This window comes from Mycobacterium sp. SMC-4 (genome assembly GCF_025263265.1).
Classification (GTDB): Bacteria; Actinomycetota; Actinomycetes; order Mycobacteriales; family Mycobacteriaceae; genus Mycobacterium.
In genome coordinates this window covers 3,217,524-3,232,059 of the sequence record NZ_CP079869.1, presented here as the reverse complement: position 1 = coordinate 3,232,059, position 14,536 = coordinate 3,217,524, and the positions used below count along the sequence as shown (strand labels likewise).

Sequence of the window (14,536 nt, the reverse complement as noted above, 5' to 3'; positions counted from 1 at the left end):
TCGTTGATGGTTATCCGCGGTCAGCCTGTGCGACGGTACCGCCGAGTTGTGTGACATGGCTGATCACCGTCACCCGTCCGCCGGTGCCCGGGTCGGGGTCTGGGACGAGGGATTCCGGGTCGATCAGGTAGACGTCGCGACCTTCGAGGCTGAGCCGCCGGACGATTTCCAGCAGGATGCGACGGGCGACGTCGTCGATCGAGTACACCATCGTGAGGTCCAGCGCCACCCTGACTTCCACCGGCGCGGTCGCTGCGACCTCTCGAACCACCCGCTCCGCGCCGGCGAATCGGATCCCGCCCTGCAACTGGAAGACCCTGACTGCCTCCGGTCCGGCGCCCGTGACGTGATTGGACCGCACAACCGCACGGGCGGCGGCGGGAACTTCCATCACATGCAGACCCATGTCGGAGGAGAACCGCCCGAACAGTGCCACACCGCGAACACTGTTGCCGTGGGAGTCCAATCGTGGTGAGAACGTGGCGATCCCGATCTGACCGGGAAGGGCGCCGATCAGGCCCCCGGCCACACCGCTCTTGGCGGGGATGCCGACCTGGGTCGCCCAGTCGCCGGCAGCGTCATACATACCGCAGGTGGACATGACACTCAGAACCTGACGAACGACGGGCTCGGGAACCACCCGCTCGCCGGAGAGCGGATTGACGCCATGGTTGGCCAATGTCGCTGCCATTATCGCCAAGTCGCGCGCGGTGACACGTAGGGAGCACTGCCGGGTGTAACCGTCGACGACCGAGGCTGGGTCCTCGGTGAGGATGTCGTAGCTACGGAGCATGTGGGCGATGGCCAGATTGCGGTGCGCGTGCGCCATTTCCGAGGCACACACCGATTCATCGATCGCCAACCGGCGACCGGCAAACGCCGAAAGACCCTCGACGACACGTTCCAGTCGCTGCCGCGCATCCAGACCCTCGGGCCCTGCCAGCGCGTGGGTGGTGAGGGCACCGGCGTTGATCATCGGGTTGAGCGGGCGTCCCGAACCGCCTTCCAGGGACAGCTCGTTGAACGCCTCGCCCGACGGTTCGACACCGACTTTGGCCAGCACCGCGTCGAAACCTCGGTCGGTGAGGGCCAGCGCGTAGGCGAACGGCTTGGAGATCGATTGGATCGTGAACTCGACGTCGATATCGCCGGCGCCGTAGATCGCTCCGTCGACCATGGCGAAGGCGGCACCGAGACGTTCGGGGTCGGCCGAGGCGAGTTCGGGAATGTAGTCCGCCGGCGCGCCGGAGGTCTGCGACGCGACGGCTGAGAGCTGTTCGGTCAGGTAGTCAGGAATCGGTGAGAGCATGCCACTCCTTGCGCGCAACGCGGGCCGGGAAATGACGGCCCCTGGTCTGGTCGGTCAACGTTGGAGTTCCGCTTCATCGACCGGGCCCCACATGTTGATCGTGGCTATGTCGACCTCCCAGGTCCGCGGGTACTGCGGGTTCTGCTGATGCCAGGGACGGGGTTCGAAATATCCCGTGGACTCGTCGTGAATGACGTCTAGTTGGGTGAACAGTTCAACGGTGTTGCCATCGGGATCCCAATGATAAGTGAACAGGTTGTGGCCCGGTCCGTGCCGGCCCGGTCCCCAGTGCAATCGTTCTCCCGCAATCCCGTCCTCGGGGCCAAGGCCAACGCGGGAAACTACCACATCGAGATCGGGTACGAGCGAACATATTCACTAGACACCGAGGACTTCGTGCCGGTCATCGATGCCGTCGCCGACAGTAGTTGCGACGTGCTCTTCCTCTGCTCCTACCTGGACGACTCGGTCAGTCTGGTACGCACCATCAGTGCACACCGGTACCGCCCGACGTTGGTCGGTGGTGCCATGATCGGGCTTCAGAACACCGCAGTGAAAGCGGCGCTCGGGTCCCTGCTCAACGGATTCGTGACTACGAATACTGGGTGCCGGTACCCGCGATGGCGTTTCCGGGTGTTCAGGAGTTGCTCGCCACGTACCAGAGTCGCGCCGCTGACGCAGGCGTCGACCTGCTCGGGCACTACATGGCGCCGCTGGCCTATGCCCAGCTGCAGGTCGTCGCCCAAGCCGTCGAAGCGACCGGTGGTCTTGATGACGCCGAACTGTCGGAGTACGCCCGCGGCGCGATGTTTCACACCGTGATGGGTGACGTCCAGTTCGGGGTCAACGGAGAGTGGAGTCAACCGCGCGTCCTGCAGGTCCAGTTCCAGGGCATATCTGGTCACGATGTCGCCCAATTTCGAGACGGTTCCAGGCAGGTCGTGGTGGCGCCAGCGAATGTCGCCTCCGGTCGCCTCTATTTCCCATACCGTGTGACCGTGCCTGCGGGATAGGCGGGGTAGCCGACGAGCAGGGCAGACGATGCTAGATCCGCGGATCGGGCCGCAGTATGTTCACTGCGGCCCACCGATTGAAAGGCTGACATGACCCGTTCTCTTGCCGACGGCAACTGGCCGTCTCTGCGCGTCGACGATTGGGAGCCGACGCGCCGAACGTTGCACATGTGGACCCAGATTGTCGGCAAGGTGCGCTTGGCCCACGCTCCGATGCTGAATCATTGGTGGCAAGTACCGTTGTACGTGACACCGCGCGGGCTCACCACGTCGGCGATTCCGGTAGGCACGCGTGTTTTCGACATCGAGTTCGACTTCGTCGACCACTGCCTCGCGGTGCGGGTGAGTGACGGTAGTGCTGATTCCATGGAATTGCCAGACAAGTCAGTGGCCCAGTTCCACGGCGACATGATGGCAATGTTGGACCGGCTGGGTGTCGTGGCGCGGATCTCGGACGGACCCAACGAGGTGGATCCGGCCATTCCATTCGCCGAGGACCAACATGCGGGCTACGACCCCTCCGCGGCGGGAGCATTCTGGCAACAGCTCGTGCAGGCCGACCGGGTGATCAGCCAGTTCCGCTCCCGATTCGTCGGCAAGGTCAGTCCGGTCCATTTCTTCTGGGGCTCTTTTGATTTGGCCTGCAGCCGGTTCTCTGGTCGGCCGGCGCCTCCGCACCCGGGGGGTGCACCGAACTGTGGCGACTGGGTCATGGTGGAGGGCTATTCGCACGAGCTGAGCAGCTGCGGATTCTGGCCCGGTGGCGCAGACGAAGGCGCGTTCTACTCGTACGCCTATCCTGAGCCTGCGGGCTATGCCGATGTTGCCGGGCGTCCTGAGGGAGCCTTCTACCATCCCGAATTGCGCCAGTACCTTCTTCCTTACGAGACTGCGCGCACGTCGCGCGATCCCGATCAGTGCGTGCTGGACTTCCTCGAGTTCACCTACCGTGCGGCCGCCGATCTGGCTGGCTGGGACCGTGACATGCTGGAGATCGATCCGAACCGGTGGTCGACCCGATGAGAGCATTGTCCAGGTGTCTACGGCAATCAGCCTGTCGCAGCGAGTGATCGAGGTGTACGGTCGCGCGGCTGTGGGGGATTGGGAGCCGTAGGGGAGCGCTCTGGCGGCTCGCGTCAGCCACCGAAGTCGTCGATTCCGTGCTCGGTCGCGTGCGCGATCAACTCGCGCGGTGCCCGCTCGATGTGTTCGGTGAGCTGCGCGACCGCGGCGTCGGCATCTCGGGCCAGCGCAAGGTCTTTGAGCTGGTCGTGCTCGATCGCGAAATTGTGCGGCTGGCCTTCGGCCAACACCAGGTACCAGCGTCGATAGAGCTCGGCGTTGTCGCGCATCGCCTGTGCGATTCTGTCCAGCCAGGGGTTTTTGCACCCGGCCAGCAATGCGCGGTGGAACTCGCGGTGCCGGGTATTCCACTCCTCGTTGACGGTGTGGTCGTCGTTGAAGAACGGTGTCTGATCCAGCAGGTGATGCGAGGTGAGGACGCCTGCCTCCCAATGCACGTCGCCGCGCGTGATCGCCAGTCGCAGCGCAGCCGTCTCCGTCTGTACGCGGGCTTCGGTCAGGCACTGGATGTCTTCGACGGACAGTTCGCGCACTCTGAACCCGCGTTGCGGTGTCGCGACAACGAAGCCCTGCTCGGCAAGCCGGGTCAGCGCCTCGCGAATCACGGACTGACTCACTCCGAAACGCGCGGCGATCGCGACGAGTGGGAGTTTCTGACCCGGGGCGAGCTGTCCATCGAGCAGCTCGGCGAGGATCACGTCATACACCTCTGCGGTCCGAGTCACAGCGGCCAACTCCTGCCTCAGATAGTGGATGAAGTGTGTAGCATATCGAAATTGTTGGTATTTAACGCTATTGACCACCGGTGCGTCGTTTCATCGGCATGGTGATCGCCGGGTCGGGCGCACGGCTGCACACGGCGACCAACGCAGCTTGCGCGCGCAGATTACGGCAATACCACGATCTTGCCGCGGAGGTGGGCAGCCATGCTGATCTGCAGGGCAGCGGCGGTCTCGGCCAACGGGAATGCGCGCCAGATCGGGACGGTGAGCGATCCGCCCTCGATGAGCGCGACGATCTCGCGCAGGGCAGGACCACGATCATCGCCGGTTCCTCCGACGAAGATCTGAATTCCGCTGTCGGCGGCGTCGAATGCGACCAAAGTCAGTACCCGCTGGGGGCCGCCGGCAAGTTTGATCGAGAGCGGGATCTCGCCGCGGCCGGATGCGTCCAGCACGGCGTCCACCCCGTTGGGTGTCATGGCGCGGACGCGGTCGCCAAGTCCGTCGCCGTAGCGGACCGGCTCGGCGCCGATGGATTCCAGGTAGTCGAAGTTTCGTTCGCTGGCCGTGCCGATCACCCGTGCGCCCCGTGCGACAGCGAGCTGAACCGCGAACGTGCCCACCCCGCCGGCGGCGGCGTGGACGAGCAGGGTTTCGCCCGCCCGAATCCGCAGACGGTCGAGGACAGACCAAGCGGTGCCGCCCGCACCAGCGACGCTGCCAGCCACCTCCCAGGCGATCTCAGCTGGTTTGGTGATCAGGTTGGCCGAGTCCGCCAGTGCGTACTCGGATATCGCGGGTGTCAGTGAACTCCCCATGACCTCATCGCCAACGCCGAACGCGGTGACGCCGGCGCCGACCTGATCGACAACCCCGGCCACATCCGATCCGAGCCCGGCCGGTAACTCGAGTGGCACCACCTCGCGCATGAAACCCTGCATGATCTTCGCATCGATGGGGTTGACGCCGGCTGCGCGCACCGCAACCCGCACTTGCCCGGGCCCAGCGGTGGGAACCGGAGCATCGACCACGCGGAGCACTTCGGAAGTGCCGTACTCGCTGAATTGGATTGTGCGCGCCATCTTTGCGTCATTCGCTTTCACGTGAGCTGTTCCTCGGTATCTCGTGGCCACACCGCGATGTCCCGTCGCCGGGACGTGCACGCGGCGGAGGATGGCGCAGACCGGTTGTTGGCGCTGATCACGAAGCAGGTTCCGTGCTCTGGGAATCGCCGGCTTCGTGCGAATCTAACATCTAGAGCCGATATTTGCAGGATATATCGATATTTTTCCGTCGTCACGTCGGCGGCGTTTCAGCGCGCCATCTGGCGGGCGATCCGGTATCGGCGTTCCGGCCTGCCCACGCCGTACTGCAGGCGCAGTTCCAGGATGCCCTCGCTGAGGTAGTGCTCCAGGTACCGGCGGGCGCTGACCCGTGAGATGCCCACCGCATCAGCGCATTCAGCTGCCGACACCTCACCGGCATCACGTACGGCGGTGAGAACCAGTTCGCCGGTCTCGGCGCCCAGGCCCTTGGGCAACACCTTGGCCGAGGTGACCGACGGGCCGCCGAACAGGGTGTCGATCAGACTTTGGTCGACACCGCCGGGCGCCTGCAGCGCATCGGCGCGTGCGGCGTAGGCCTGCAATTTGGCCTCCAGATGGGGAAACTCGAACGGCTTGATCAGGTAGTCGGCAGCCCCACCGTCGAGCGCACCCCGTACCGTGTCGAGTTCACGTGCTGCCGTGATCATGATGACGTCGACCCGGTCGCCTTCAGACCGCAAGCGGTGCAGCACATCCAGGCCTGTCATATCGGGCAGGTAGACGTCGAGCAGGATCAACTGCGGCCGCAGCCTGCGGGTGGAGGCCAGCGCTTCCGCTCCGCTGCGCGCGACCCCCACGGCGCGGAACCCATTGACCCGGTCCACGAATCGCCGGTGGATCTCGGCGACCATGAAGTCGTCGTCGACGACAAGCACGTCAACCATGATGGGACGCCCCGGTCAGCCGCACCTCGAAGCGGGCCCCGCCGCCCGGGGCGTCACTGACCTCGACACTGCCGCCGTGCTGCGCAGTCACCAACCGCACCAGCGCCAATCCGATGCCCCGACCGCCGGGCACATCAGACTTCGATGTGACCCCGCGGGCAAAGATGGCCTCCCGAAGGTGTTCAGGCACACCGGGTCCGGAGTCGGCCACCGAGATCATCAGGCCCTCGCGGTCGTCGATGTGGACCATCACCTGCGTGGCCGCCGACCCGACCGAGACATCCACCGCGTTGTCGATCAGGTTGCCCAGCAACGTGATGACATCGGTGGCCAACGCCGGGTCGAGCGCCGTCAGGTGCGACCTGGGGTTCAGTTGCAGCGCCACTCCACTCTCGGCTGCCAGTGACGTCTTGGCGATCAGCAGGGCGGCCACAGCCGGGTCGGAGATCCGTTGGGTCACCGCATCGCTGATCTCGGCGCGCCGACGAGTCAACGTCCCCACCAGATCACGTACCGCATCGTACTCGCCGAGCTGGACCAAACCCGAGATCGTGTGTAGTTGGTTGGCGAACTCGTGGGTCTGTGCCCGCAACGTGTCGGTCACACTCTTGTGTGAGGACAACTGGCCCTGCAGCCCAGCCAATTCGGTGCTGTCGCGCATCGTCGTCACGGTGCCGATACGCCGGCCGCCGCTGCTGGCAGCACGCCTGCTCAACGCCAGCACCCGGGTCCTCGTGGTGATCACGGTGTCTTCGCCAGAGTCGGTGGTGCGAGCGTCCTCGCCCGGGACGAGAAAGGCCACGACAGAGGAATCGATACCGACGGAGTCGACCTGTTGACCGACCGCGTCGGCGGGCACGTCCAGCAGATCCTGGGCGCTGTCGTTGAGCACGGTGATCTGTCCGTCGTTGTTGACCGCGATCACGCCTTCGCGGATGCTGTGCAGCAATGCTTCCCGGTGATCGGCCAGACTCGCGATCTCGGCCACTTCCAGTCCACGGGTGTGGCGCTTGATCCGCCGTGACAACAGCCAGGACGCCACCAGACCCAACGCCGCGCCCAACCCCAGGTACACCAGCAGCCGCTCCCCGGCCCCGCTGAGCAGCCGCCACATCGAGGGGTAACTCTCGCTGACCGACGCGACGGCCAGCACCTCGCCGTCGGTCGATAGCACCGGCACCTGCCCGACCAGGCTGTGGGCGCCGTCGATGTCGGTATCACCGAACCAGGCGCGACCCTCGTCGGCCCGGCTCAGCCCCAGATCGACCCGCGCGCCCACCCGCGACGGCACCGACGACACCCGCACCACGCCGTCCGGGGCGAGGATCTCAGCCATGGTGGCGCCGGACAACGCGACCGCGCGGTCGACCTCGGGCGCCAGCGTGCGCGCGGCGAACGGATCGGTCAGCCGGTCCCGCACGATGGGCGCCGAGGCCATGTTCTCGGCCACCGCGATCATCCGCTGTCCCCGCACCTCGCGGAACTCCGCTTCTGATTGGGCCACCGACACCGCCGCCACCGCGATCAGCACCACCGCGACGACCAGAAGCTGAAAGGCCAGGAACTGGCCGGCCAGACTGCGACCGCGCAGCAGCCCCACGACTGCCGAGCGCGTCGGGCGGATGTTCTTAATGACCAATACTTCCTTTGCTTCCATATCAGTGACCTGGGTCACGGCAGGATCCAGTATTGCTGAGCATCACAATGAATAGGGGACGACATGTTCGCTTCGGGCCGACTCAGGCTCATCATCGGCCTCCTCGTCGCCGCGCTGCTGCTGTCGGCCTGCGGGGTCACCCGCGGCGACGACACCGGGCTGCACCGGCTGCGCATGATGGTGCCCAACAGCCCCGGCGGCGGCTATGACCTCACTGCCCGCACAGCGGTCAAGATCATGGAGGAAGACGACATCACCGGCCGCGTCGAAGTATTCAACGTCATCGGCGCCGGCGGTACCGTCGCGATGGCGCGGCTGATGAACGAGCGCGGCAACGGTGATCTGATGATGATGATGGGGCTCGGCGTCGTCGGAGCCGTCTATACCAACGGCTCCAAAGCCCGCGTCTCCGACGCGACGGCACTGGCCAAGGTCGTCGAGGAGCAGGAAGGCATCCTGGTTCCGGCCGGATCGCCGTTTCAGACCGTGCAGGACTTCGTCGCGGCGTGGCGGGCCGACCCGGCCGCGGTGACCATCGGCGGGGGTTCCAACCCCGGCGGTCCGGACCACCTGTTCCCGATGGAGACCGCCAAAGCGGTCGGGGTCGACCCGGCGCTGGTCAACTTCGTGTCCTACGACGGCGGTGGCGATCTGCTCACCGCCTTGCTGGGGAACAAGATCTCGGCCGGCACCTCCGGCCTCGGCGAGTACGTCGACCAGATCGAGGCGGGACAGGTACGCGTGCTGGCGGTTTCCGGCAGTGAACGTGTCGAGGGTGTCGACGCGCCGACCCTGACCGAGGCCGGTATCGACCTGACGTTCACCAACTGGCGCGGAGTGCTTGCACCGCCCGGTATTTCGGACGAGGACCGGACCGCCATGGTTGGCCTGTTGGAGAAGCTGCACGCCACCGAAGCGTGGAAGGAGGCGCTGGTGACCAACGGCTGGACTGATGCGTTCATGACCGGGCCGGCTTTCGAGAGCTTCCTGGAAGAGCAGGACAAGCGCGTCGAGACGACGCTGACCGATCTGGGGCTGGTATGAGCACCGACATCGAAACCCGCAGGCCCGCGCGGCCGGACTATGCACAGTACGTGGTGTGCGCGGTGATGGTCGTCGTCGGCGCGTTCCTGATCTATGACGCCGTATCCATGCCGGGCGGTTACGCCGAGGTCGATCCCGTTGGGCCGCGGTTCTTTCCGATCACCATCGGGGTGGGACTGCTTGCCATGGCGGCAATCCTGGCGATCGCCATACCGCGCGGGTCACGCGGTGAGGCCGACGCCGGGGAGGACATCGACCCCGACATGCCCAGTGATTGGCGGACCGTCGGCCTGCTCGTCGGGCTGTTCGTGATGATGATCGTGCTGGTCCAACCGCTGGGCTGGGCGGTGACCAGTGCGCTGTTCTTCGCCGGATGTGCCACCGTGCTGGGCAGCAGACACTATGTGCGCAACCTGGCAATCGGTGCGGTGCTGGCCGTCGGAAGCTTTTACGCATTCTATTCCGGGCTCGGAATCCCGTTGCCTGCAGGCATTCTCGATGGGATTCTGTAATGGAGAACTTGGACTGGCTGCTGCAGGGGTTCGCCGAGGCGGCCACGCCGATGAATCTGATGTATGCGGTGATCGGCGTGCTGCTGGGCACCGCGGTCGGCGTGCTGCCCGGTATCGGCCCGGCGATGACGGTGGCGCTGCTGCTGCCCATCACCTACAACGTCAGCCCGAGCGCCGCGTTCATCATGTTCGCCGGCATTTTCTACGGCGGCATGTACGGCGGGTCGACCACCTCGATCCTGCTCAACACCCCCGGTGAGTCGTCGTCGGTGATCACCGCGATCGAAGGCAACAAGATGGCCCGGGCCGGACGTGCCGCGCAGGCCTTGGCCACCGCGGCCATCGGCTCGTTCGTCGCCGGATCCATCGGCACCGCACTGCTGGCCACGTTCGCCCCCGCGATTTCCCGCTTCGCGGTCGCGCTCGGCGCCCCGTCCTACCTGGCGATCATGCTCTTCGCGCTCGTCGCGGTGACCGCGGTGCTGGGGTCGTCGAAAATGCGCGGTGTCATCTCGCTGCTACTCGGTCTGGCGATCGGCGTGGTGGGCATCGACTCACTGACCGGTCAGCCGCGCGCCACCTTCGGGGTGCCGTTGCTCTCCGACGGCATCGACATCGTGGTCATCGCAGTGGCGGTGTTCGCTCTCGGCGAGGCGCTCTGGGTGGCTGCGCACCTGCGCCGGCGGCCGGCCGAGGTGATCCCGGTGGGACGCCCCTGGATGGGTCGGCAGGACTGGAAACGGTCGTGGAAGCCCTGGCTGCGCGGCACCGCGTTCGGGTTCCCGTTCGGTGCGCTACCGGCCGGTGGTGCCGAGTTGCCGACATTCCTCAGCTACGTCACCGAGAAGAAGCTGAGCAAGCATCCCGAGGAGTTCGGTAAGGGCGCCATCGAGGGCGTCGCCGGGCCTGAGGCGGCCAACAACGCCTCTGCCGCAGGAACTCTGGTACCGATGCTGTCGCTGGGGCTACCGACCAATGCCACGGCGGCGGTGATCCTGACCGCTTTCGTCTCCTACGGCATCCAGCCTGGACCGACCCTTTTCGACAAGGAGCCGTTGCTGATCTGGACGTTGATCGCGAGCCTGTTCATCGGTAACTTCCTGCTGTTGGCGCTCAATCTGCCGCTGGCCCCGATATGGGCGAAGCTGCTGCGCACCCCGCGGCCCTACCTGTACGCCGGCATCCTGTTCTTCGCCACGCTGGGGGCGTTCGCGGTCAACCTCCAGCCGCTCGACTTGGTTCTGCTGCTGGTTTTCGGGCTGATGGGTTTGATGATGCGGCGCTTCGGGTTGCCGGTGTTGCCGCTGATCATCGGGGTGATCCTGGGGCCGCGCATCGAACGGCAGCTGCGCCAAAGCCTGCAGCTCGGCGGCGGCGAGTGGAGCAGCCTGTTCACCGAGCCGGTGGCGATCATCACCTACGTCCTGATGGCGATCCTGCTGCTGCTGCCGTTGATCCTGCGGCTGATGAACCGCAGCGAGGAGAGCCTGCTCATCGTCGAAGACGACAAAGACCAGCGCGAGAAAGCCGGACAGCTGTGATCGTCATCGGGTACACCGCAGACCGCTTCGGACATGCTGCCCTGGAGCACGGCATCGCCGAAGCCAGACTGCGTGACACCAGCCTGCTGGTCATCAATGCGACCTCGGGGGATGCCTACGTCGACACCCGCTTCGCTGCGGAGGCCGAAGTCCACGACGTCGAGGCGCGGCTGGCTGAATGCGGCATCGATTTCAAACTGGTGCAGCCGGTCGGGGTGGACGCGGCTGACGAGCTGTTGAGCGCCATGGAGCGTAGCGACGCAGAACTGCTCGTCGTGGGCATCCGCAACCGCAACCCGGTCGGAAAACTGCTGCTCGGCAGTGTCGCGCAGCAGCTGATCCTGGAATGCCCGAAACCCGTGCTGGCGGTCAAGCCGATCAGCGATTGAGCCGGATCGCGCCGTCGACGGTTTCGACAGAGTAACTGCGCACCGACATGTCCGCCCCGGAAACTTCGCGGCCGGTACGCAAGTCGAAGGTATGGCCGTGCAGCGGGCACACCACGACGCACGCGTCAGCCAGGCCGTCAGCCAGCGGTCCGCCCCGATGCGGGCACACCGCGTCGATCGCCCGCAACGACCCGTCGCGCAGCCGAAAAACCGCGATCTGAGTTCCGTCGATCGTGAACGTCCGGCCCTCGCCGACCGGGATCTCGTCCACCCGACCGATGTCGACACCCACCTCGACGCTCATCGGTTGTCTCGGATCTTCATGGGTTCGGGTCGAGACTGCGGCCAGGGCGGCGTTTTCGCCCGAAATATTGCCGTAGAAGCAGTCTCGACGTGGCTGCTCGCGCGAGTGCTCACCGCACCGGCACCTGAGGCAACGGCAGCAGCGGCAGCGACGGGCGGAACTGGCCTTCCGATACCGGCTCGCGGCCGTCCTGCCACGGGTCACGGTAGGCGTCCACCGACTTCTGCATCCGAGCGTCCAACCCGGCCGCCAGCCCCTCGGCATCCTCGACGATGACCGCGCGCAGATGTTCGATCCCCACTCGGGGCACCCACTTATACGTACGCTCAAGCCAATTGGCGCTCTCGCGGTAGTACTGCAGGAACCGGCCGGTCAGCGTGATCACGACTTGTGGGTCGTCGACGGTGGCCAGCAGATCGCCTTTCCGGATGTGTGCTCCGGCAGCCCCGCCGACGTAGATCTCCCAACGGCCACCGTCCACCGCCACGACGCCGAGGTCCTTGCACAACGCTTCGGCGCAGTTGCGGGGGCATCCGGTGACGGCCAGCTTCATCTTGGCGGGACTGGCGAGCCCCTGGTAACGCTCCTCGATCGCGATGCCCAGCGCTGTCGAATCGCCGACCCCGTAGCGGCAGAAGTCGCTGCCAACACACGTTTTCACGGTCCGAAAGCTCTTGCCGTAGGCGTAACCGGACGGCATGTCCAGGTCCGCCCAAACTGCGGGCAGGTCCTCTTTGCGCACCCCGAGCAGGTCGATGCGTTGCCCGCCGGTCAACTTGATCATCGGTATCTCGTACTTCTCGGCGACATCGGCAATCCGGCGCAGCTGCCCGGCGCTGGTCACCCCGCCCTTCATCTGCGGCACCACCGAGAATGTGCCGTCACGCTGGATGTTGGCGTGCACCCGGTCGTTGATGAACCGGGCGTCGCGCTCGTCGACGAACTCGTCGGCCCACATGGTCTCCAGCAGCGAGGCGAGCGCCATTTTCGACGCCGCGTCCTCCGAGCCGTCCGGGGCGAGCGCGGCGAACACCGAGGACACCGAGTGCAATTCGAGTTCACGAATGTGCCGCATCAGCGTCGGTTTGTCATACGGCACGCCGGGCACGTACCACGAGGCCGACGGATCCTCGGTGACGGCGCCGTCGGCCGCCCACTCGACCACCTGACAGACCAGTTCTTTGCACGAGCCGCAGCCCTTGCCTGCCTTGGTCTTTGCCATCACTGCGCTGACCGAGGTCTCGCCGCCGCGCACGCAGGCGACCAGCGCACCCTTGGATACGCCATTGCAGTTGCACACCTGGGCATCCTCGGCGAGTTCGGCCACCCCGACGCCCACCTCCGGGGTGCCGATGTCGAACATCAACGAGATACGTTCCTCGGGCAGTGGCAGCCCACTGTCGAAGGCCTGGGTCAGGAACGACACTTTCGACACGTCACCGACAAGGGTGGCGCCGACCAGTTTTCCGTCCCGGATCACCACCGTCTTGTAGACACCGTGTTTGGGCTCGCTGTACTGGACGAACTCGTCGTCGGGACGCTCGGGTGCCTTCACTCCCATGGCGGCGACGTCGACGCCGGCGACCTTGAGCTTCGTGGCCACCCGCGATCCGTGGTAGGCCGACGCCGGGTCCGACCCGGTGAGATGGTCGGCGAGCACCTTGGCCTGCTCCCACAGCGGCGCGACGAGTCCGTAGACCTGGCCACGGTGTTGGGCGCATTCACCCACGACGTAGACGTCGTCGTCGTCGACCGAACGCATATGGTCATCGGTGACGATCGCGCGTTCGACGGTCAGTCCGGCCCGCTGTGCCAGACCGACATTGGGGCGGATCCCTGCGGCGATGACCAGCATGTCGCATTCCAACCGGGTGCTGTCGGCGAACAGCACCCCGCACAACCTGCCGCTGTCGTCGGTGAGCACCTCGGTGGTGCGTTTCTCGGTGTGCACACTGATACCCAACTGTTCGACCGACGTGCGCAAGATCGCGCCAGCCGGGTCGTCGAGTTGGGCGTTCATCAAAGTCGGTCCGGCATGTACGACGTCGACTGTCAGTCCGCGGTTCTGCAGCCCGCGGGCTGCTTCCAGCCCGAGCAGGCCGCCGCCGATCACGACGGCCTTGGTGCGGTTTGTGGCCTCGGCGACCATCGTGGCGGTGTCGTCGAGGGTGCGGAAGCCGAACACGCCGTCGGCCAAGGTCTTGTCGTCGGACCACAATCCGGCCATCGGCGGGAAGAAGGACCGGCTGCCGGTGGCCAGGATCACTTTGTCGTAGTGCAGCGTGGTGCCGTCGTCGGCGTGCACCAGATGGGCGAAGGTGTCCAGTCGGACCACCCGGACCCCGGCCCGCAGGTCGATCCCGTGGTCTGCGTACCAATCCAGCGCGTTCAGATATATTTCGTCCGGATCATCAACCCCGGCAAGCACATTGGACAGTAGAATGCGGTTGTAGTTGCCATAGGGCTCGTCGCCGAACACGGTGATCCGAAAATGGTCACCGCCACCGCGGGCGAGCACCTCCTCGATGGCACGGATGCCGGCCATCCCGTTGCCGACAACCACCAGATGCTGCGCCACCGCTACACCTCCACCAGACCGAGGTCGACGACCACCGTGCCCTGCACCCCCTCCGGAGCCGCGATCTGCAGTTCCAGTACGGTGTCGGCGAGCAGATCCTCCACCACCCGAAGCGCTACGTGAGTGGCACCCTTGGCCGCGATCGGGAAGTACCGCATGGGCGCGCCGTCGCGCAACAACACCACGGTGACCATCTGCTTTGTCGAGTTGCCGCCCCGGAAGTACACCGGTTGCGCGATGGCGCCCGCCGGCACGACATAGCGCAATGAGGTGTCCAGCGCCACCGGCTTGTCGTAGCCGGCACCGTCGAACTCGAACGCTCCCTGGAGGAAACGAGGGCTGCTTCCGTCGGTCATGGTTCGACGCTAGGAGCAGCGTGTTTCCGGCCCGTTTC

14 protein-coding genes and 1 pseudogene are annotated in these 14,536 nt (G+C 65.6%); 7 read left to right on the top strand and 8 right to left on the bottom strand.

Going from position 1 to position 14,536, the window contains the following annotated elements; translation table 11 throughout:
• Positions 1–10: 10 nt before the first annotated feature.
• Entirely contained in the window at positions 11–1,309 is a 1,299-nt protein-coding gene (locus KXD98_RS15400) for a glutaminase (RefSeq protein ID WP_260759250.1), read from the bottom strand.
• A gap of 240 nt (positions 1,310–1,549) precedes the next feature.
• Between KXD98_RS15400 and KXD98_RS28560 the strand changes: the two are divergent.
• The 3 genes and pseudogenes from KXD98_RS28560 to KXD98_RS15390 all read left to right on the top strand — a co-directional run.
• A pseudogene (locus KXD98_RS28560) lies at positions 1,550–1,852 on the top strand (hypothetical protein); the annotation flags it as partial.
• 62 nt (positions 1,853–1,914) lie between these two features.
• Positions 1,915–2,322, top strand: coding sequence for a hypothetical protein (locus KXD98_RS15395; RefSeq protein WP_260759249.1), 408 nt, complete (start codon positions 1,915–1,917; stop codon positions 2,320–2,322).
• Positions 2,323–2,412: 90 nt separating this feature from the next.
• Complete coding sequence (locus KXD98_RS15390) at positions 2,413–3,345, top strand: DUF5996 family protein (protein ID WP_260759248.1); 933 nt, start codon at positions 2,413–2,415, stop codon at positions 3,343–3,345.
• 113 nt (positions 3,346–3,458) lie between these two features.
• On the opposite strand, the gene KXD98_RS15385 is transcribed toward KXD98_RS15390, so the two are convergent.
• The 4 genes from KXD98_RS15385 to KXD98_RS15370 all read right to left on the bottom strand — a co-directional run bounded on the left by KXD98_RS15385 (position 3,459) and on the right by KXD98_RS15370 (position 7,774).
• The gene (locus tag KXD98_RS15385; RefSeq protein WP_260759247.1) at positions 3,459–4,130 is read right to left on the bottom strand and encodes a GntR family transcriptional regulator; all 672 of its coding nucleotides are present in this window, start codon (positions 4,128–4,130) and stop codon (positions 3,459–3,461) included.
• A gap of 161 nt (positions 4,131–4,291) precedes the next feature.
• On the bottom strand, positions 4,292–5,209 hold the full coding sequence (locus KXD98_RS15380; protein WP_260759246.1) for an NADP-dependent oxidoreductase: 918 nt from the start codon (positions 5,207–5,209) through the stop codon (positions 4,292–4,294).
• Positions 5,210–5,439: 230 nt separating this feature from the next.
• Positions 5,440–6,117, bottom strand: a complete 678-nt coding sequence (locus KXD98_RS15375; protein WP_260759244.1) for a response regulator — start codon at positions 6,115–6,117, stop codon at positions 5,440–5,442.
• Positions 6,110–7,774, bottom strand: a complete 1,665-nt coding sequence (locus KXD98_RS15370) for an ATP-binding protein (RefSeq protein WP_260759243.1) — start codon at positions 7,772–7,774, stop codon at positions 6,110–6,112. Before KXD98_RS15370 ends, KXD98_RS15375 begins: the two co-directional genes overlap by 8 nt.
• Positions 7,775–7,837: 63 nt before the next feature.
• On the opposite strand from KXD98_RS15370, the gene KXD98_RS15365 reads away from it, so the two are divergent.
• The 4 genes from KXD98_RS15365 to KXD98_RS15350 are packed head-to-tail and all read left to right on the top strand — an operon-like array spanning position 7,838 to position 11,260.
• A complete protein-coding gene (locus KXD98_RS15365) occupies positions 7,838–8,818 on the top strand; it encodes a tripartite tricarboxylate transporter substrate binding protein (RefSeq protein WP_260759242.1) in 981 nt (326 codons plus the stop codon).
• Positions 8,815–9,330 (top strand): tripartite tricarboxylate transporter TctB family protein, encoded by a 516-nt coding sequence (locus tag KXD98_RS15360; RefSeq protein WP_260759241.1) that lies wholly within the window; start codon positions 8,815–8,817, stop codon positions 9,328–9,330. Before KXD98_RS15365 ends, KXD98_RS15360 begins: the two co-directional genes overlap by 4 nt.
• Positions 9,330–10,871 carry a tripartite tricarboxylate transporter permease gene (locus tag KXD98_RS15355; RefSeq protein WP_260759240.1) on the top strand — a complete coding sequence of 514 codons (1,542 nt, stop codon included), beginning with the start codon at positions 9,330–9,332 and terminating at the stop codon, positions 10,869–10,871. Before KXD98_RS15360 ends, KXD98_RS15355 begins: the two co-directional genes overlap by 1 nt.
• The gene (locus KXD98_RS15350) at positions 10,868–11,260 is read left to right on the top strand and encodes a universal stress protein (RefSeq protein WP_260759239.1); all 393 of its coding nucleotides are present in this window, start codon (positions 10,868–10,870) and stop codon (positions 11,258–11,260) included. Before KXD98_RS15355 ends, KXD98_RS15350 begins: the two co-directional genes overlap by 4 nt.
• Here the strand turns inward: KXD98_RS15350 and nirD are convergent.
• From nirD to KXD98_RS15335, 3 genes are all read right to left on the bottom strand, one after another.
• Positions 11,250–11,564 carry a nitrite reductase small subunit NirD gene (gene nirD, locus KXD98_RS15345; RefSeq protein WP_260759238.1) on the bottom strand — a complete coding sequence of 105 codons (315 nt, stop codon included), beginning with the start codon at positions 11,562–11,564 and terminating at the stop codon, positions 11,250–11,252. The genes KXD98_RS15350 and nirD overlap by 11 nt on opposite strands.
• A gap of 109 nt (positions 11,565–11,673) precedes the next feature.
• Positions 11,674–14,142, bottom strand: coding sequence for a nitrite reductase large subunit NirB (gene nirB / locus KXD98_RS15340; RefSeq protein ID WP_260759237.1), 2,469 nt, complete (start codon positions 14,140–14,142; stop codon positions 11,674–11,676).
• A 2-nt stretch (positions 14,143–14,144) separates the two neighbouring features.
• The gene (locus KXD98_RS15335; protein WP_260759236.1) at positions 14,145–14,498 is read right to left on the bottom strand and encodes a molybdopterin oxidoreductase; all 354 of its coding nucleotides are present in this window, start codon (positions 14,496–14,498) and stop codon (positions 14,145–14,147) included.
• Positions 14,499–14,536 lie beyond the last annotated feature (38 nt).